The sequence below is a fragment of the Rathayibacter tritici genome (assembly GCF_001641005.1).
Lineage (GTDB): Bacteria > Actinomycetota > Actinomycetes > Actinomycetales > Microbacteriaceae > Rathayibacter > Rathayibacter tritici.
The window spans coordinates 1,550,106-1,568,462 of record NZ_CP015515.1; the positions used below are offsets into that span (position 1 = coordinate 1,550,106).

The following is an 18,357-nucleotide window of genomic DNA, read 5'->3' on the forward strand; positions in this document are numbered from 1 at the left end:
CCTGGCGCGTCGGAACCCTATTCTGCACTCGTGCCCGAGTTCTCAGCGTCGTCCCAGCTCCCCGAGGAGTTCCGGGTCGCGACGGACTCGATCCGCGCTGCTGCGACGCGCGCCGAGCTGACCGTGTCCGAGATCGCCTCGCCCTCCGGCCTCGCTCCGTGGGCGCTCGCCCTCTCGGGCGACGTCTCGCCGGCCGCGCACGGCCGCGACTCCGATTTGGGCACCGGCCGCTTCATCCTGCTCTACGACCGCGACGAGCCGGAGCAGTGGGGCGGACCTTTCCGCGTCGTGTGCTTCGCCCAGGCGCCGCTCGAGGTCGAGATCGGCACCGACCCCTTCCTCGCCGAGGTCGCCTGGTCCTGGCTCATCGACGCGCTTGAGGCGCGTGGTGCCGTCTACTCCGCGGCGTCCGGCACAGCCACCAAGGTCCTCTCCACCGGCTTCGGCGAACTCGCCGCGCAGGGCGACGGTGCCCAGATCGAGATCCGCGCCTCCTGGAGTCCGGATGATGCGCACCTCGCCGCACACGTGGAAGGGTGGGGGGAACTGTTGTGCATGCTCGCGGGTCTCCCGCCCGTATCGAGCGACGGTGTGACCTCGCTCGCCTTCCGACGGAACAACCGTGACTGAATATCGTGTCCTCACCACGCCCGACGAGTTCCTCGCCGCGGTCGACGCTCTCGCCGCAGGCGAGGGCCCCGTCGCTGTCGACGCCGAGCGTGCCTCCGGCTTCACCTACTCGCAGCGCGCCTACCTGATCCAGGTCTATCGGCGCGGCGCCGGCGCCTTCCTCTTCGATCCCCCAGCCATCGGGCGGATGGACGCCCTGCAGGCGGTCATCGGGCAGGAGGAGTGGGTGCTGCACGCCGCCAGCCAGGACCTCGCCTGTCTGCGCGAGGTGGGCCTTGACCCGGTGCGGATCTTCGACACCGAGCTCGCCGCCCGGCTCCTCGGTCTGGCCAGGGTCGGCCTGGGCGCCGTCGTCGAGGACCTGCTCGGCATCCACCTCGCGAAGGAGCATTCGGCCGCGGATTGGTCGACTCGCCCCCTCCCGCAGAGCTGGCTCGTATATGCAGCACAGGACGTCGAGCTGCTCGTCGATCTGCGCGACCGCATGCAGGAGATGCTCACTGCCGCGCGCAAAACGCGCATCGCCCGCGAGGAGTTCGAGGCGACCCTCGCCCGAGCTCCCAAGGTCGTCCCGCCGGACCCGTGGCGCCGCCTCTCCGGCATGCACTCTCTCCGTGGGCCGCGTCCCCTCGCCGTGGCGCGGGAGCTCTGGCTGGCCCGTGACGCTTTCGCGCGCGAACGCGACATCGCCCCCGGACGTCTGATCCCCGATGCCTCGATCATCGCCGTCGCCCGCAACATCCCGACCAGCATCGGCCAGCTCTCCGGCCGCCGCGACTTCACCGGCCGCGCCAGCCGCGGCGAGGTTGAGCGCTGGTGGGCCGCTATTGAGCGCGCGACGACGACGGAGGACCTGCCGAGCGTGACTCGCCCGGCGGCCGACACGCTCCCCCCGCCCCGTGCCTGGGGCGACCGCAACCCTGCCGCCGACGCGCGCCTGAAGGCGGGACGCGCTGTCGTCACCGAGATCGCCGAGCTGCTCTCGCTGCCGGTCGAGAATCTGCTTACTCCGGAGTTGCTGCGCCGGGTGGCCTGGAACCCGCCGGAGCCGCTGACCGCGGAGACGGTCGCCGCCGAGCTGAGCCGCGCCGGCGCCCGTGCCTGGCAGGTCGAGGCGACGTCGGGCTCGATCGCGACTGCGTTTGTCGAAGCGGCCCAAGCGCCGACCGACGGCACCGAAACCCCTTCGTAGGAAGCGGCAAAGGATTCCGGCTGCGCGGTGCCGGTTCCTACGATCGACGGCGACCGTGAGTTCCTGGGAGGCATTGTGGCCGAGAGATCCGAAGTCGTGTTCGTGGATGGAGTCCGTACTCCGTTCGGGCGTGCCGGCGAGAAGGGCATGTACTGGCAGACCCGAGCCGACGACCTCGTCGTCAAGGCGATGATCGGGCTGCTGGAGCGCAACGGTGCGCTGCCGAAAGAACGGGTCGACGAGGTGGCGATTGCCGCCACCACCCAGCAGGGCGACCAGGGTCTGACCCTCGGTCGAACGGCGGCGCTGCTCGCCGGACTGCCGACGTCGGTGCCCGGCTTCGCCATCGACCGCATGTGTGCCGGAGCGATGACCTCGGTCACGGCCACCGCTGGCGGCATCGCGTTCGGCGCCTACGACGTCGTCTTGGCGGGCGGGGTGGAGCACATGGGCCGGCATCCGATGGGCTCCGGCGCCGATCCGAACCCGCGTTTCCTCTCGGAGCGCCTGGTCGGCGAGGACGCACTCACTATGGGCCGCACGGCCGAGCGGATCCACGACCGGTTCCCGCATTTGACGAAGGAGCGCGCCGACCGCTACGCCCTGCGCAGTCAGCAGAAGCTCGCCGCCGCGTACTCCGCCGGCAGCATCCAGCCCGACCTGGTGCCGGTCGCGACGCGCAGCGCCTCCGGCTGGGGCCTCGCGACGGCCGACGAAGCGCCGCGCCCCGAGACGACCCTGGAGGGGCTCGCGGGACTCCGCACCCCCTTCCGCCCGCACGGCCGCGTCACCGCGGGCAACTCCTCCGGACTCAACGACGGCGCGACCGTGTCGCTTCTGGCGAGCGCGGAGGCGGCGAAGGAGCTGGGTCTGTCCACGAAGATGCGGATGGTGAGCTTCGCCTACGCGGGAGTCGAGCCGGAGATCATGGGCATCGGACCCGTTCCGTCGACCGAAAAGGCACTCCGCAAGGCGGGCCTGAGTGTCGAGGACATCGGGCTGTTCGAGCTCAACGAGGCATTCGCCGTGCAGGTGCTCTCCTTCCTCGACCACTTCGGCCTCGATGACGACGACCCGCGGGTCAACGAGTACGGCGGAGCGATCGCGGTCGGCCATCCGCTCGCCTCCTCCGGCGTGCGGCTGATGATCCAGCTCGCCCGGCAGTTCGAGGCGCACCCCGAGGTGCGCTACGGCCTGACCGCGCTCTGCGTGGGCCTTGGCCAGGGCGGCACGGTGATCTGGGAGAACCCGCACTTCGACGGCAAGCGCGGACGACGGAAGGGACGCTGACCCATGCTCGACGGATTCGAGAACCTCGTGGACCTCGCCGAGGGCGAGGTCGTCACCCACTCCTACGTCCGTGACGTGCCGCTGCCCAGCGGCCGCACGCTCGCCCTGATCACGCTCGACAACGATCGTGACCACACCCGCCCCAACACCTTCGGCCCGGCGTCGCTCTTCGAGCTGGCGGACGTGCTGGTCGCGCAGAAGGAGCGTGCCTCGCGCGGCGAGATCCAGGCGGTCGGTGTCACCGGCAAGCCGTTCATCCTCGCCGCGGGAGCCGACCTCAGTAAGGTCGGGACGATACCCAGCCGCGAGCTCGGCCGCCAGCTCGCGCGCCTGGGCCACCGCACGCTCGGGATGCTTGCCGAGCTGGGAGTGCCGTCCTTCGCCTTCATCAACGGACTCGCGCTCGGCGGCGGCACCGAGATCGGCCTGAACGCGGACTACCGCACTGTCGACTCCTCCATCCCCGCGCTCGGTCTTCCCGAGGTCTTCCTCGGCATCATCCCGGGCTGGGGCGGCGCCTGGCTGCTGCCGAACCTGATCGGGATCGAGAACGCTCTGAAGGTCGTCGTCGAGAACCCGCTGAAGAACAACCGCACCCTCAAGGGCCAGGAGGTGTTCGATCTCGGCATCGCGGACGCGATCTTCCCCCCGGCCACCTTCCTCGAGGACTCCCTCCGCTGGGCCGACGGCGTGATAGGAGGCTCCGTGACGGTGGAGCGGCCGAACGCGCCCGGCAAGCTGGAGCGCCTGGTCAAGTGGGATGTCGCGATCTCGATCGCGCGCCGGCAGCTGGAGTCGCGCATCGGCACCGTCGCCGCCTCGCCGTACCGCGCGTTGGAGCTGCTGAAGGCGGCGAAGAACACCACGCGCGAGGAGGGGTTCGCTGCCGAGGATGAGGCGCTGGCCGACCTGATCTCGGGAGATCAGTTCCGCGCGAGCATCTACGCGTTCGACCTGGTGCAGAAGCGGGCGAAGCGTCCGGCCGGTGCGCCCGATAGGGCGCTCGCGAAGCCCGTCACGAAGGTTGGAGTGGTCGGCGCGGGTCTCATGGCCTCGCAGTTCGCCCTGCTCTTCCTGCGTCGCCTCCAGGTGCCGGTGGTTATCACCGACCTCGATCAGGAGCGGGTCGACAAGGGGGTCGCGGGCATCCGCGCCGAGATCGACGCCCTGCTGGCGAAGGGCCGGGTCTCCCCCGACGACGCCAACCGCCTGCGCGCGCTGATCACCGGCACGACCGATCGCTCCGACTTCGCCGACGCCGACTGGGTGATCGAGGCCGTCTTCGAGGAGCTGTCGGTGAAGCAGGAGGTGTTCGCCGACATCGAGCGCTACGTCTCGCCGACGGCGGTCCTCGCGACCAACACCTCCTCGCTCTCCGTCGAGCGAATCGGCGAGCGGCTGCAGCACCCGGAGCGACTCGTCGGCTTCCACTTCTTCAATCCGGTCGCGGTGATGCCGTTGATCGAGGTGGTCCGCACCCCGCACACCGACGACGAGACCCTCTCGACCGCGATGGTGACCGCCGCGAAGCTGAAGAAGAATGCCGTGATCACTCGCGACACCCCGGGCTTCGTGGTGAACCGCGTGCTGGCGAAGATCCTGGGTGAGGCGATGCACGCCGTCGACACCGGCACCCCGTTCGAGGTGGTCGAGCAGTCACTCGTTCCGTTCGGTGTGCCGATGACGCCGTTCGAGCTGCTCGAGCTGGTCGGTCTCAAGGTCGGCGCACACGTTCTCGACACGCACCACGCCGCGTTCCCCGACCGCTTCTTCGAGAGTGCCAACCTGCACCGTCTCGCCGAACTCGGCCATGTCTTCGAGCGCGATGCGAAGGGCCGGGTGAAGGGCGTCGACAAGCGCGCGGTCGCGATCGTGGCGGGCGGCACGGAGCCGATGACGGCGGAGCAGCTGCGGCTGCGCGTCGAGACGGGTCTCGCGGACGAGGTGAAGCGGATGCTGGACGACGACGTCGTGCACGCCGCCGAGGACGTTGACCTCTGCGTGATCCTCGGAGCCGGCTACCCGTTCCAGATGGGTGGACTCACGCCCTACCTCGACCGAGTCGGCGCCAGCGAGCGCGCCTTCGGAGACACCTTCCACCACCCCGCCATCCGCGGCGTCGCCTGACCCGCAGGGGCGTCGGAACCTCCGACGCCCCTCCGCTCCTCGGGCGCCCGTCCAACGCCTGTCCGCTCCTCGGGCGCTCCTCCAACGCCTGTCCGCTCCTCCAACCTCCTCATCCCTCCGTTCGATCTGCAGGGGATGGTCCGATTCGCAGGAAATCGAACCATTCGCGACTACCTTTGGCGGCAGAATCACCAATCCGACGCAGGAGCCCTGCGAATCGCACCGTCTCCTGCGAATCGCACCGTCTCCTGCAAACGGCACGGTGGTCCAAGAGGCGCCCGCAAGCAGTCACCTCGTCAGTCGCTGCGGGCGTCGTCCCGAGCAGCGACCTCGTCCGGCAGAGGACGGGCGACCGGGATCTTGCTGCCCAGCACCTGCGCGACCACGTCGCGGGCGATGTTCTGCGGAGTGAGGCCCACGTCCTCGAGGATCTCCTCGCGCTTCGCGTGGTCGAGGAACTGGTCCGGGAGTCCGAGCTCGGTCACTGCGGTGTCCACCCCCGCCTGGCGCAGGTCCTGGCGGATCCGGGTGCCGATGCCGCCGACGCGCACGCCGTCCTCGATCGACACGACGATGCGGTGCTCCCGGGCGAGCTCGATGATGCTGGCGGGCACGGGCACGACCCAGCGCGGGTCGACGACCGTCGCACCGATGCCCTGCGCCGCGAGCCGCTGAGCCACCTCGAGGCCCATCGCGGCCATCGGCCCGACCGTGACAAGCAGCACGTCCCTCCGCTCGGCACGCGCAAGCACATCGACCCCGTCGTCGAGGCGCTCGACCGCATCGATCTCGTCGCCGACGCTCCCCTTGGAGAAGCGCACGACGGTCGGCGCGTCGGTGATCCCGACGGCCTCGCGCAACTCCTCGCGCAGGCGCACGGAGTCGCGTGGCGCGGCCAGGCGGATGTTCGGCACGACCTGCAGAATTGCGAGGTCCCACATGCCGTGGTGGCTCGGTCCGTCCGGCCCCGTCACTCCGGCGCGGTCGAGGACGAAGGTGACACCCGCCCGGTGCAGCGCGACATCCATCAGCACTTGGTCGAAGGCGCGGTTCACGAAGGTCGCGTAGAGGGCGACCACGGGATGCAGGCCACCGTAGGCTAGTCCCGCGGCCGAGGTGACGGCGTGCTGCTCCGCGATCCCCACATCGAACACGCGCTCCGGGTACTTTTCGGCGAGACGGTCAAGACCCACCGGGCGCAGCATGGCGGCCGTGATACCGACGATGGTCGGGTCCTCGTCCGCGAGGGCGACGATCTCCTCGGCGAACACGGACGTCCACGAGCGGGCCCCGGCCGCGCTGAGCGGCTCACCAGTCTCGGGGTCGATCTGGCCGACCGCGTGGAACTGGTCCGCGAGGTCGTGCACGGCCGGACCGAAACCCTTGCCCTTCTGCGTGATCGCATGCACGATCACCGGCTGGCCGTAGTCCTTCGCCTGCTGGAGAGCCTCTTCCATCGCGGTCAGATCATGACCGTCGATGGGGCCCAGGTACTTGATATCGAGGTTGGAGTAGAGCGCCTCGTTGTTGATGAAGCGGCTGAGGAATCCGTGCAGGCCGCCGCGCATCCCGCGGTACATGGCCGCGGCGGGACCGCCCAGCCGCTCCGAGACGGCGCGGGAGCCGCGGTGCATCGTGCGGTAGGTCGGCCGGGTGCGGACGCCGTTGAGGAAGCGGGCCATGCCACCGATGGTCGGCGCGTAGGAGCGGCCGTTGTCGTTGACCACGATGACGAGGCCGCGGGAGTTGTCGTCGCTGATGTTGTTCAGCGCCTCCCAGGTCATGCCGCCGGTCAGGGCCCCGTCGCCGACCACCGCGACGACATGGCGGTCGGTCTGGCCGGTCATGGTGAAGGCGCGCGAGATGCCGTCGGCCCAGGACAGCGAGCTGGAGGCGTGCGAGCTCTCGACGATGTCGTGCGGCGACTCCCTCCGCTGCGGGTACCCGGCGAGGCCGCCCCGCTGGCGGAGCTTGGAGAAGTCCTGGCGCCCGGTCAGCAGCTTGTGCACGTAGGACTGGTGGCCGGTGTCGAAGACGATGGCGTCGTGGGGCGAGTCGAAGACCCGGTGGATGGCGATGGTGGTCTCGACGACGCCGAGATTGGGACCGAGGTGTCCGCCGGTCTTCGAGACCTCGCGCACCAGGAAGTCGCGGATCTCCTGCGCCAGCGTCTCGAGCTCTGCTGCGGTCAGGCGATCAAGATCGCGCGGACCGCCGATGGTCTCGAGAACAGCCATGCGCGCCGCCTTCCGGGGGGGATCGTGGGGTGGGACGTTTCCCGAGTCTACGCACGGGCTCCCCGGAACGCGGGTGCGCCTCCCCCTTAGGGGAGGCGCACACATCCGGGAGCCGATTTAGACGAGCGAGCGCAGCACATACTGCAGAATGCCGCCGTTGCGGTAGTAGTCGGCCTCGCCGGGAGTGTCGATGCGGACGACCGCGTCGAATTCGACGGTCTGCTTGCCCTCGGCCGAGTGCTCGGTCGGCTCGGCGACCACGCGCACCGTCTTGGGGGTGACGCCCTGGTTCAACGTCTCGATGCCCGTGATACTGATCGACTCGGTGCCGTCCAGGCCCAGCGACTCCCAGCTCTCACCCACGGGGAACTGCAACGGGACAACGCCCATGCCGATGAGATTGGAGCGGTGGATCCGCTCGAAACTTTCGACGATGACCGCCTTGACGCCCAGCAGGCTCGTGCCCTTGGCCGCCCAGTCGCGCGACGAACCGGAGCCGTACTCCTTGCCGCCCAGGATCACGAGCGGGGTTCCCTCGGCCTGGTAGTTCTCGGAGGCGTCGTAGATGAAGGACTGCGGCGCGTCGGCCTTCGTGAAGTCGCGGGTGTAGCCGCCCTCCACGCCGTCGAGCAGCTGGTTGCGCAGGCGGATGTTCGCGAAGGTCCCGCGGATCATCACCTCGTGGTTGCCGCGGCGCGAGCCGTAGGAGTTGTAGTCCTTCCGGTCGATGCCGTGATCGTCGAGGTAGCGGCCAGCGGGGCTGTCGGCCTTGATCGAGCCGGCGGGGCTGATGTGGTCGGTGGTGACGGAGTCGCCGAGCTTGGCGAGCACGCGAGCACCGGCGATGTCGGTGACCGGAGTCGTCTCCATCGTCATGCCGTCGAAGTACGGGGGCTTGCGCACGTAGGTCGACGACTCGTCCCACTCGAAGATCGAGCCCTCGGGGGTCTGCAGCGCCCGCCAGCGCTCGTCGCCGTCGAACACGCCCGCGTACTGGGTGTCGAACATCGACTTATCGATCGAGGAGTCGATCGTCGCCTGGACCTCGGCCGTGTCGGGCCAGATGTCCTTGAGGAACACGTCGTTGCCGTCGGAGTCGGTCCCCAGCGCATCGACCTCGAAGTCGAAGTTCATCGAGCCTGCGAGTGCGTAGGCGATCACGAGCGGCGGGCTCGCAAGGTAGTTCATCTTGACGTCGGGGTTGATCCGGCCCTCGAAGTTGCGGTTACCGGAGAGCACCGCGGTCACGGCGAGGTCGTTGTCCTGGACCGCGGTGGAGATCTCCTCGAGTAGCGGCCCGGAGTTGCCGATACAGGTCGTGCAGCCGTAGCCGACGGTGTAGAACCCGAGCGCCTCGAGCGACTGCGTCAAACCAGCCTTCTCGTAGTAGTCGGTGACGACTTTGGAGCCGGGGGCCAGCGTGGTCTTGACCCACGGCTTGGCTTTCAAGCCCCTTTGCGCGGCGTTGCGCGCCAGCAGGCCGGCGGCGAGCATCACCGAGGGGTTCGAGGTGTTGGTGCACGAGGTGATCGCCGCGATCGCTACGGCACCGTGGTCGATCGTGAAGCTTTCGCCCTCGCCGAGCTCGACCGTGGTCGGCTTGGAGGCAGTGGACGGCGCGTGCGAGCGGTGGGTGTGCTCGTGGCTGCTGTGGGCGTCCTGCGGCTGGAGCTCGCCCGGGTCGGAGGCGGGGAACGATTCGGCGATCGTCAAGTCGACGATGTCGTGCGAGACGTCCGCGTAGTTGTTGAGGTCCGACTCGAACTGCGTCTTCGCGGAGGAGAGCTCGATCCTGTCCTGCGGGCGCTTCGGGCCCGCGATCGAGGGGACGACGGTGCTGAGGTCGAGCTCGAGGTACTCGCTGAACACGGGCTCGACCGCGGGGTCGTGCCAGAGCTTCTGCAGCTTGGAGTACTGCTCGACGAGCGCGATCTGCTCGTCACTGCGGCCGGTGAGGCGCAGGTAATCGAGGGTGACGTCGTCGATGGGGAACATGGCAGCGGTCGAGCCGAATTCGGGGCTCATGTTGCCGATGGTCGCGCGGTTCGCGAGCGGCACCGCGGCGACGCCGGCTCCGTAGAACTCGACGAACTTGCCGACCACGCCGTGCTTGCGCAGCATCTGCGTGATGGTGAGCACGACGTCCGTCGCGGTCACACCGGTCGGGATAGCGCCGGCGAGCTTGAAGCCGACGACCTTCGGGATCAGCATCGACACCGGCTGGCCGAGCATCGCGGCCTCGGCCTCGATGCCGCCGACACCCCAGCCGAGCACGCCCAGGCCGTTGACCATCGTGGTGTGCGAGTCGGTGCCGACGCAGGTGTCGGGGTAGGCGCGCACGACGCCGCCGACCTCGCGCGTCATCGTGACGCGGGCCAGGTATTCGATGTTGACCTGGTGGACGATGCCGGTCCCCGGCGGGACGACCTTGAAGTCGTCGAAGGCGGTCTGGCCCCAGCGGAGGAACTGGTACCGCTCACCGTTGCGCTCGTACTCGAGCTCGACGTTGCGCTCCAGTGCGTCCTCGGTGCCGAAGAGGTCGGCGATGACAGAGTGGTCGATGACCATCTCGGCAGGAGCGAGCGGATTGATCCGGTTCGCATCGCCGCCGAGGGCCGCAACGGCCTCGCGCATCGTGGCGAGGTCGACGATGCACGGCACACCGGTGAAGTCCTGCATGACCACCCGGGCGGGGGTGAATTGAATCTCGGTGTCGGGCTCCGACTCCGGGACCCACTCGCCGAGGGCGCGAATGTGCTCGGCGGTGATATTCGCACCGTCCTCGGTGCGCAGGAGGTTCTCGAGCAGCACCTTGAGGCTGAACGGAAGCTTCTCGTGACCGGGGACCCGGTCGATGCGGAACACCTCGTAGTCGGTCGAGCCGACCGTCAGGGTGTCTTTGGATCCCAAGCTATCTACCGCGGACACGTCGCCCTCTCCTTCGCTGACTGCAGCGTCCGCCGACGGGCGGCGCCGCTCTCCGCCCTCATCTTGACGACCGCGCACAGCGACCTGCCACCAAGGAGGACCTAACTCCACAACGTCGCAACTCCCGGTCGTCCTCCCCGCGACGATGCGGGGAGGCGAGCGCTATTTATCTCGACGTCGAGACAATTCTACGCACGATCCGGAGCATCGCCCGCATCGGCGCGCTCGGCGGCCCCGCGGTACTCCGCGCGAACGGCGAGCACGGTGAGCACCAGCAACGGCGCGTACAGGGGCAGACCCAGGACGAGCTTCCACGTGCCCAGCGCCGTGGTGTCCTGAGCGAGGTACAGCGGGTACTGCACGGCCAGGCGCAGGAGGAAGAGTCCGGCCCAGGCGAGAGTCAGCGCGCCGAAGAGGCGGCGCTTGCGCCGGTCGCCGCGCCAGGCGGTTCCGTCGCCCATCAGGTAGCCGGCGGCCACTCCGATCAGCGGCCAGCGCACCAGCACCGAGAGCAGGAAGACCAGGCCGTAGACCAGGTTCGTCACCAGGCCCGGCACGAAGTTGTCGACGGCACGCCCCGTGAACAGAGCGAGGGCCGCGGACACCACGACGCCGAGCAGCCCGCCGACCGCTTGGATGACCGGCGTGCGACCGAGGACCCTCGCCACGGTGAACGCCACGGCCAGACCGACGGAGGCGACCAGCGAGAGGACGAGCTCGGCAGTGATCGTGTAGAGCAGCACGAAGGCGATGCCGGGCACGACGGCCTCGAGGATCCCCCGCACGCCGCCCATCGTGCGCAGCAACGCGCGCCCGTCGAACGGCTCGCCGTCCGCTACGGCGCCCAGGCCGGAGCGGCGGGCCGCCTGCGCGATCGCGTCGCCCACCTCGGGCCGGGCCGCATCCTCGCCTCCGGTCGGGTCCTCGGGCCGCGCCGGGTCCATGCCGCTCAGCTCGCGCTCTGCTGGGTCTGGCCGCCGGTCGGCACCTTCAGCGGGATGAGGTCACGCGGAGGCATCGGGCCGCTGCCGCGCACCACGACGATGCTGCGGAAGAGCTCCTCGACCGAGGCCGCGGCCTGCTCGTCGACGGCACCCGCACCGGCGATCACGCCGCGGAGGAACCAGCGCGGGCCGTCGACTCCGACGAACCGCGCGACGCGGGTCTGACCGCCGGCGACCGGCAGCTCGGCGACGAGCTCGGGGCCGAAGACTCCCTCGCGCTCGGTGGTCGAGCCGCCCTGGCGGCCGATCTGCTCGGCGATCTGGCCGCGGATCTCGTGCCAGAGGCCCGAGGAGCGCGGCGCGGAGAAGGGCTGCACCTGCAGCGTCGAGCCTGCGTAGTCGAGGCCGACGGCAATGACTCGCTTGGTGTTCTCCTCGACCTCGAGGCGGATGTGCATGCCCTCGCGCGGGAGAACCTTCACCCCGCCGAGGTCGATGTAGGGGCGAACCGGATTGGCCTCGCGCTCGTCGAGCGGACCGGCCTCGGCGCGGTCCTCCGGGGCGGACTTCTCGAAGTCCTGCTGAACGGGCTCGGCGGCCTCGCCGGCCGTGGGCTGGATGTCGCTCATGCGCTCTCCTCGTGGATTCTGGTCTCCTGGGTTGCGGCGGCGTACCCGGTGGATCCGAAGCCGCCCGTTCCGCGCACCGACTCGGGAAGCTCCTCGACGGCTGTGAATCGCGCCCGCACGACGGGGACGATCACGAGTTGCGCGATCCGGTCGCCTGCCGTGATGCGGTAGCTCTCGCGACTGTCGGTGTTCAGCAGCGCCACCCGGATCTCGCCGCGATAGCCCGCGTCGATCGTGCCGGGGGCGTTGACGACGGTGATGCCGTGCCTGAAGGCGAGCCCGCTGCGGGGGACGACGAAGCCGACGTGCCCCTCGGGCAGCGCGAGGGCCACTCCGGTGCCGACGGACGCGCGCTCACCGGGAGCGAGCAGCACGTCCTGGGTGGACTGCAGGTCGGCGCCGGCATCACCCGGTCGGGCGTAGAGGGGGAGCCGCTCCGCGGTGATGGGGACGTCGACGGTTGCAAGCACGTGACGAGGGTAGACCACATCGTCTGGTGCAATAGGGTCATGCCGTCTTACCGAGAGAGGCTATGGCCCGCGCCCTGGCTCTTCGTCGCCACCGCCCTCGTCCTCCCCGCCAGCATTCTGGTTTTCGCGCCCATCGACCTCCAGGTTGGGGTGATCGTCGCGATCGTGCTGTACGCAGGTTGCGTGCTCTCGCTCCTCGCCCTGTCTCCGGTGGTCGAGGTAGCGGAGGGGGAGCTGCGCGCCGGTCGCGCGCACATCTCGCTCGATCTGCTGGGCGAGCCGTCCGCGCACACCGGAGATCAGGCCTTCGCCGAGCGGGGGCCCCGGCTGGACGCGCGGGCGTACCTGGTCATCCGCGGCTGGGTGAAGGACGTGGTTCGGGTCCCGATCGAGGATCCGGCCGACCCGACGCCGTACTGGCTGATCTCCAGTCGCCGCCCGAACGACATCGTCGCCGCGATCCGGGGATCACGGCGACGGAGCGGTCGTCCTTCGGAGCCTGGCGGCGTTTAGGCGGCGCACTCCAGGCAGATCGGCCCCAGCTTCTCCTCGTGATCGATCTGCGAGCGGTGCTTCACCAGGAAGCAGCTCACGCACGTGAACTCGTCCGCCTGGGGCGGAAGCACCACGACGTCCAGATCGAGGTCGGACAGATCGGCACCGGGCAGTTCGAATCCGCCCGGGTTGTCGGCGTCATCGACGTCGACGACTCCGGACATCTTGTCGGGGACTCGCTCCTTCAGGGCCTCGATCGACTCGGAGTCGTCATCGGTCTTGCGGGGGGCGTCGTAGTCCGTAGCCATTCCCATCCACTTCTTATTTCTGCTGTTCAACAAATCGGCGGGGTCAGTGTGCATCACGACGCATCGATTCGCAAACCACCGCGGACGGCTCTTGACACCCGCTCGCCCCGCCTCCTTCCGCACCAACTTTCGACCCGCCCGGGGTATTCCCGGTCAACGGCCCGGGCGCGTGGCATCCTTGCCCGGTCCGCGTCCACAAGGAGGGTCCCCGCGATGATGGAACTGAAGGTGATCGGCGTCGAGGGCGGATCGCTCGTGCTCGTGTCCGAAGGCGGCGAGCGCTTCTCGGTCCGCATCGACGAGACGTTGCAGAGCCAGCTGCGTCCGCGCGTCCACTCTCTCCCTCCTCGTGAGAAGCGTGTCTCTCCCCGCGAGATCCAGGCGCATATCCGCTCTGGGCTTTCGGCGGAGGAGGTCGCCGATCTCACCGGCGCCGACCTGGATTATGTGCAGCGCTTCGAGGGTCCGGTCACCGCCGAGCGCGAGCACATCGTCGCCTCCGCACTCGCGGTCCGCGTCTACACGAGCACCGACCCCGATCCGCTCGAGGAGGGGACGCCGTTCGGCGACGTGATTCGCGACCGGCTCGTCGCCCTCGGGGCCGAGGGCGAGCAGTGGTCCAGCTGGAAGGAGGAGGACGGCTGGGTCGTCAAGCTCCTCTTCCGCTCGGACGAGATCGATCACGACGCCCGCTGGCGTTTTGACCCGCGGAAGGCGCTGCTCTCCCCACTGACGTCCGAGGCCATCACGCTGTCCCAGCAGGGCGAGATCCGTCCGACGCTGATCCCCCGTCTGCGTGCCGTCATCCCCGCCGCCGTCGATGAGCTCGCGACGCGCTTCGACCCGGACTCGGCCGAGGCACCGACCCGACCCGCCCGGTCCGATCACCCGACGGCCGGCCGGCCGGCTGCGATGCCGCACGCGCGTCCCGCCGCCGTGCGTCCCTCCGACACGGAGCCGCAGCCGGCCCTCGCCGAGGCCCCGCGCCCGATCTCGACACTGCCCCGTCCCATCACCAGCACCACGGAGCAGCGCGAGCGCAATCTCACTGACACCGCCGACCTGCTCGACGCCCTGCGGCGACGTCGCGGCGAGCGCGATCACGCATCGAACCTTCGTGTCCGCGAGGAGCCGGAGCCCGAGGTCGAGGCTCCTGTGGTCGAGAAGGCGCCGGAGCCACCGCGTGCCGCTCCTGCGGCCCCCGAGCAGCCGTCGGGCGTGCGCGGGAGCATGCGCCGGGGCCGCGCCGCGATGCCGAGCTGGGACGAGATCGTCTTCGGAGCCCGCACGGACGACTGACCGGCGCTCACGGGCGCCCGGATCCGCTCAGGCCAGCGCGCCGAAGCGCAGGAGCGGCACCTGTGTCTCCTCCGGCGTGAGGGAGCCGTGCTGCCCGAGCATCGAGCGACCGGAGGAGTCGTCCGCCGCGTAGTAGGCGACGGTCTTCCGCGCTGCGACGAACACGTCGCCCATCCGGTCGGCCGCTGTCGGCGAGACCTCACCGAACCAGCCGCTCGCCACGACCTCCTCGCGTGTCGCGATCCAGGCGCGCGATCCCTCCGCTTCGACCCAGCGCCGCGCCACCTCCTCGGCCGGTACGCCCGCCTCGAGGTGCAGCTGGAGGCAGCGCGGCTCTCCGCCGAGGTGCCGGACGCCCTCGAGCAGCGGGCTGCGCTCGATCAGCACGTGCGAGGAGGCGGGAACGTCCACGATCCCGTGGTCGGCGGTGACCAGCAGCCCCTCCCGAGCCGAGAGCCCCCGGACTGCGCCGCCGACCTCGCCGTCTAGCAGCTCGAGGGCGCGGGTCCACTCCGGCGATTCCCAGCCCCGCGCGTGCGCCGCCTGGTCGAGTTCGGGGACGTAGAGGTACACCAGCTGTCGTCCGCCCTCGTCCAACAGGGCGCGTGCCGCCGTGAAGCGCTCGGCGACGCCGCCTGCGGAGTGGTAGTCGGCGCCACGGAGGATCGCGCGGGTGAGACCCGAGTACGCGTATCGCGCGGGGCCGATCACTCCCGCTCGGATACCGGCGGCCGAGGCCTGCTCGAAGACCGTGGGCTGCGTCTGCCACTGCTCGGGCACCATCCGCTCGTCCCAGCCGGAGAGTTGGTTCACCAGGCGGTCGGAGGCGCGGTCGAGCACGCGGTAACCGACCATCCCGTGCCCGCCCGGGCGCAGGCCCGTGGTGAGGCTCGCGAGGGCGACCGCCGTGGTCGTCGGGAATCCGGAGACGAGGGTGGTGCCGCGGTTCAGCGCGGGGGCGAGGATGCGCGAGTGGCCCGAGCGCTGGCGAAGGTTCGCGGCCCCGAGGCCGTCGACCAGGACCACCACGATGCGCTCGACTCGCGGAGATCCGAAGAGGCCGGGGCGACCCAGGAGCGCGTCGAAGGCTCCCGGCAGGACGTCGGCGAGGCTCCGCCGCCCGTCGGGGGCTGGCGGTAGCATGTGGGGCATTGCGCCCAGTTTCGCACAGCACCGCCGCTCCCGCCGGGCCGGTGCAACGGATCGCCTGCGTGCACGGGAAGGCCGGTCCCGTCCGCGAGGCGCTGCTTCCGCTCCGCTCGTCGGGAACCGATTGGCGGTGCACTCCCCCGCCGCCGTCCCGCGTCCGCCACCGAAGTGAGTCATGAACGCTGCAGCCCCCTCCTCCGGATCCTCGCTCACCGAACGCATCGAGGACGTCGACGTCTCGGCCGAGATGGAGGGATCCTTCCTCGAATACGCCTACTCGGTCATCTACTCGCGCGCGCTCCCCGACGCCCGGGACGGTTTGAAGCCCGTGCAGCGCCGCATTCTCTACATGATGAGCGAGATGGGTCTGCGACCCGACCACGGGCACGTGAAGTCGGCCCGCGTGGTCGGCGAGGTGATGGGAAAACTGCACCCGCACGGAGACGCCTCGATCTACGACTCCCTGGTGCGACTCGCGCAGCCGTTCACCATGCGGGTGGCGCTCGTCGATGGTCATGGCAACTTCGGTTCCCTCGACGACGGGCCGGCCGCGGCGCGCTACACCGAGGCCCGTCTCGCTCCGGCCGCCACGGCGATGACCGAGCACCTCGGCGAGGACGTCGTCGACTTCGTACCCAACTACGACAACTCGCACGACCAGCCCGAGGTCCTCCCGTCCGCGTTCCCGAACCTGCTGGTCAACGGCGCGAGCGGCATCGCCGTCGGCATGGCGACGAATATGGCACCGCACAATCTCGTCGAGGTGATCGGAGCGGCGCGGCACCTTATCGCGCACCCGGACGCCTCCCTCGACGACCTGATGTCGTTCGTCCCCGGTCCCGATTTCCCCAGCGGTGGAACGATCGTCGGCCTCGCGGGTGTGCGCGATGCCTATGCGACCGGCCGGGGCAGCTTCAAGACCCGCGCCCGCGTCTCGGTCGAGAGCATCACCGCGCGCAAGTCCGGCCTCGTCGTCACCGAGCTGCCCTACCTCGTCGGCGCCGAGAAGGTGATCGACAAGATCAAGGACGGGGTGCAGAACAAGAAGCTCAGCGGCATTTCGGACGTCACCGACCTCACGGATCGCGACAACGGCCTCCGCCTGGTGATCGGCATCAAGACCGGATTCAGCCCCGAGGCCGTCCTGGAACAGCTGTATCGCTACACCCCGCTCGAGGACGCGTTCTCGATCAACACTGTCGCACTGGTCGACGGCGGACCGCGCACTCTCGGTCTCAAGGAGCTGCTGCAGGTCTACATCGGCCACCGTGTGCAGGTCGTCACCCGCCGATCCCGCTACCGCCTGCGCAAGCGCCAGGAGCGGCTGCACCTCGTCGAGGGGCTTCTCCTCGCGATTCTGGACATTGACGAGGTGATCCACCTCATCCGTAGCAGCGACGACACGGCGTCGGCCCGCGCCTGGCTGATCGAGGTGTTCGACCTCAGCACTCTGCAGGCCGACTACATCCTCGAACTCCAGCTGCGCCGGCTCACGAAGTTCTCGCGCATCGAGCTCGAGACCGAGCGCGACACTCTGCTCGCCGAGATCGCCGAGCTGGAGGCCCTGCTCGCCAGTCGCTCGCGGATCGACGAGCTGGTCTCGGACGAGCTCGACGACGTCGCCCAGCGCCTGGGCACCCCCCGGCGGACCCTGCTGACCGAGGCGCGCCCCTCCGTCGCCACCACCGGGCGCAAGGCCGCGGCCGTCCTTGAGATCGCCGATGTCCCCTGCCGGGTACTCCTCAGCACCACCGGCCGCATGGTGCGCATCGACCGCGACCCCGACGCGGCGCCGCACCCCGAGCGCGCCACCCGCCGCTCGAAGCACGACGCGGTGCTGAGCGTCCTCGACACGACCACCCGTGCCGAGATCGGGGCCGTCACCAGCGCAGGGCGGCTGTTGCGCTTCTCCCCCGTCGACGTGCCGGCCGTCCCCTCCTCCTCCGTGCAGCTCGGCGCCGGGGTACGCATGAGCGATTACCTCCCGCATCTCGCCAAGGACGAGCGGGTGCTCGCTCTCGTTGCACTCGACGACGAGCGGCCGATCGCCCTCGGCACCCTGCAGGGCGTGGTCAAGCGCGTCGCGCCGGGCGAGCTGCCGAACCGCCCGGACATCGAGCTCATCGCGCTGAAGCCCAAGGACGCCGTCGTTGGAGCGGCCGCCTCGGCCGAGGAGGACGAGCTCGTCTTTGTGACCGGCGAGGCGCAGCTCCTGCGTTTCTCCGCGTCCGCTGTTCGCCCCCAGGGGCGCACCGCCGCGGGCATGGTCGGAGTGAAGCTCGCCGAGACCGACGACGTCGTGCACTTCGCCGTCGTCGCTGCCGAAGACAGGGACGGGGCGGTCGTCGCGACAGTCGCCGTCGACAGCTGGGCGCTCTCGGGGACCGACACCGGCAGCGCGAAGGTGTCGTCATTCTCCGAGTTCCCCGCAAAGGGCCGAGCCACCGGCGGAGTGCGCGCTCACCGCTTCCTCAAGGGCGAGACGGCCCTCGGAGTCGCCTGGGTCGGTCCCGGTCCCGCACACGCCCTCGAGGCCGACGGCTCGGCTGCCGCTCTCCCGGACTCCGGGATGAAGCGCGACGGCTCCGGAGTCGCCCTCGCGGCCCCGATCGCCACCCTGGGAGCGGCGCCCGAGCTGTTCTGACGCCGGGACGCCCGC

14 protein-coding genes are annotated in these 18,357 nt (G+C 69.8%); 7 read left to right on the forward strand and 7 right to left on the reverse strand.

The window, feature by feature from the left end; translation table 11 throughout:
- Positions 1 to 30: 30 nt before the first annotated feature.
- From A6122_RS07040 to A6122_RS07055, 4 genes are all read left to right on the forward strand, one after another.
- Positions 31 to 630: a DUF3000 domain-containing protein gene (locus A6122_RS07040; RefSeq protein WP_068253166.1), complete on the forward strand. Its 600-nt coding sequence runs from the start codon at positions 31 to 33 to the stop codon at positions 628 to 630.
- Positions 623 to 1,822: a ribonuclease D gene (locus tag A6122_RS07045; protein WP_068253170.1), complete on the forward strand. Its 1,200-nt coding sequence runs from the start codon at positions 623 to 625 to the stop codon at positions 1,820 to 1,822. The genes A6122_RS07040 and A6122_RS07045 overlap by 8 nt, the downstream gene beginning before the upstream one ends.
- A gap of 75 nt (positions 1,823 to 1,897) precedes the next feature.
- The gene (locus A6122_RS07050) at positions 1,898 to 3,112 is read left to right on the forward strand and encodes a thiolase family protein (protein WP_068257252.1); all 1,215 of its coding nucleotides are present in this window, start codon (positions 1,898 to 1,900) and stop codon (positions 3,110 to 3,112) included.
- A gap of 3 nt (positions 3,113 to 3,115) precedes the next feature.
- Positions 3,116 to 5,239 (forward strand): 3-hydroxyacyl-CoA dehydrogenase NAD-binding domain-containing protein, encoded by a 2,124-nt coding sequence (locus A6122_RS07055; RefSeq protein ID WP_068253173.1) that lies wholly within the window; start codon positions 3,116 to 3,118, stop codon positions 5,237 to 5,239.
- Between the two features lie 296 nt (positions 5,240 to 5,535).
- Here A6122_RS07055 and dxs read toward each other — a convergent pair whose 3' ends face one another.
- The 5 genes from dxs to dut all read right to left on the reverse strand — a co-directional run bounded on the left by dxs (position 5,536) and on the right by dut (position 12,447).
- On the reverse strand, positions 5,536 to 7,476 hold the full coding sequence (dxs, locus tag A6122_RS07060) for a 1-deoxy-D-xylulose-5-phosphate synthase (RefSeq protein WP_068253176.1): 1,941 nt from the start codon (positions 7,474 to 7,476) through the stop codon (positions 5,536 to 5,538).
- Positions 7,477 to 7,593: 117 nt separating this feature from the next.
- A complete protein-coding gene (gene acnA / locus A6122_RS07065; protein WP_068253178.1) occupies positions 7,594 to 10,404 on the reverse strand; it encodes an aconitate hydratase AcnA in 2,811 nt (936 codons plus the stop codon).
- 188 nt (positions 10,405 to 10,592) lie between these two features.
- Positions 10,593 to 11,348 (reverse strand): DUF3159 domain-containing protein, encoded by a 756-nt coding sequence (locus tag A6122_RS07070; RefSeq protein ID WP_068253181.1) that lies wholly within the window; start codon positions 11,346 to 11,348, stop codon positions 10,593 to 10,595.
- A 5-nt stretch (positions 11,349 to 11,353) separates the two neighbouring features.
- Positions 11,354 to 11,977: a DUF3710 domain-containing protein gene (locus tag A6122_RS07075; protein ID WP_068253184.1), complete on the reverse strand. Its 624-nt coding sequence runs from the start codon at positions 11,975 to 11,977 to the stop codon at positions 11,354 to 11,356.
- On the reverse strand, positions 11,974 to 12,447 hold the full coding sequence (gene dut / locus A6122_RS07080) for a dUTP diphosphatase (protein ID WP_068253187.1): 474 nt from the start codon (positions 12,445 to 12,447) through the stop codon (positions 11,974 to 11,976). Before dut ends, A6122_RS07075 begins: the two co-directional genes overlap by 4 nt.
- 39 nt (positions 12,448 to 12,486) lie before the next feature.
- Here dut and A6122_RS07085 point away from each other — a divergent pair, with 39 nt between their 5' ends.
- Positions 12,487 to 12,960 carry a DUF3093 domain-containing protein gene (locus A6122_RS07085; protein WP_068253190.1) on the forward strand — a complete coding sequence of 158 codons (474 nt, stop codon included), beginning with the start codon at positions 12,487 to 12,489 and terminating at the stop codon, positions 12,958 to 12,960.
- Here A6122_RS07085 and A6122_RS07090 read toward each other — a convergent pair.
- Positions 12,957 to 13,250: a DUF4193 domain-containing protein gene (locus tag A6122_RS07090; protein ID WP_055792269.1), complete on the reverse strand. Its 294-nt coding sequence runs from the start codon at positions 13,248 to 13,250 to the stop codon at positions 12,957 to 12,959. The two genes, A6122_RS07085 and A6122_RS07090, sit on opposite strands and share 4 nt — an antisense overlap.
- Before the next feature lie 213 nt (positions 13,251 to 13,463).
- Here A6122_RS07090 and sepH point away from each other — a divergent pair, with 213 nt between their 5' ends.
- Positions 13,464 to 14,549, forward strand: a complete 1,086-nt coding sequence (gene sepH / locus A6122_RS07095; protein WP_068253193.1) for a septation protein SepH — start codon at positions 13,464 to 13,466, stop codon at positions 14,547 to 14,549.
- A 27-nt stretch (positions 14,550 to 14,576) separates the two neighbouring features.
- On the opposite strand, the gene A6122_RS07100 is transcribed toward sepH, so the two are convergent.
- The gene (locus A6122_RS07100; RefSeq protein WP_237358254.1) at positions 14,577 to 15,701 is read right to left on the reverse strand and encodes an alkaline phosphatase family protein; all 1,125 of its coding nucleotides are present in this window, start codon (positions 15,699 to 15,701) and stop codon (positions 14,577 to 14,579) included.
- Positions 15,702 to 15,873: 172 nt separating this feature from the next.
- On the opposite strand from A6122_RS07100, the gene A6122_RS07105 reads away from it, so the two are divergent.
- Complete coding sequence (locus tag A6122_RS07105; RefSeq protein WP_068253196.1) at positions 15,874 to 18,342, forward strand: DNA gyrase/topoisomerase IV subunit A; 2,469 nt, start codon at positions 15,874 to 15,876, stop codon at positions 18,340 to 18,342.
- The last annotated feature ends 15 nt before the right edge of the window (positions 18,343 to 18,357 follow it).

Excerpts from the sequence above, each read along its gene's own strand:
- A6122_RS07055 (WP_068253173.1), top strand. The coding sequence starts at position 3,116 with ATGCTCGACGGATTCGAGAACCTCGTGGACCTCGCCGAGGGCGAGGTC.
- dxs (WP_068253176.1), bottom strand. The coding sequence starts at position 7,476 with ATGGCTGTTCTCGAGACCATCGGCGGTCCGCGCGATCTTGATCGCCTG.
- A6122_RS07070 (WP_068253181.1), bottom strand. The coding sequence starts at position 11,348 with ATGGACCCGGCGCGGCCCGAGGACCCGACCGGAGGCGAGGATGCGGCC.
- A6122_RS07075 (WP_068253184.1), bottom strand. The coding sequence starts at position 11,977 with ATGAGCGACATCCAGCCCACGGCCGGCGAGGCCGCCGAGCCCGTTCAG.
- A6122_RS07085 (WP_068253190.1), top strand. The coding sequence starts at position 12,487 with ATGCCGTCTTACCGAGAGAGGCTATGGCCCGCGCCCTGGCTCTTCGTC.
- A6122_RS07090 (WP_055792269.1), bottom strand. The coding sequence starts at position 13,250 with ATGGCTACGGACTACGACGCCCCCCGCAAGACCGATGACGACTCCGAG.
- sepH (WP_068253193.1), top strand. The coding sequence starts at position 13,464 with ATGATGGAACTGAAGGTGATCGGCGTCGAGGGCGGATCGCTCGTGCTC.
- A6122_RS07100 (WP_237358254.1), bottom strand. The coding sequence starts at position 15,701 with ATGCCCCACATGCTACCGCCAGCCCCCGACGGGCGGCGGAGCCTCGCC.
- A6122_RS07105 (WP_068253196.1), top strand. The coding sequence starts at position 15,874 with ATGAACGCTGCAGCCCCCTCCTCCGGATCCTCGCTCACCGAACGCATC.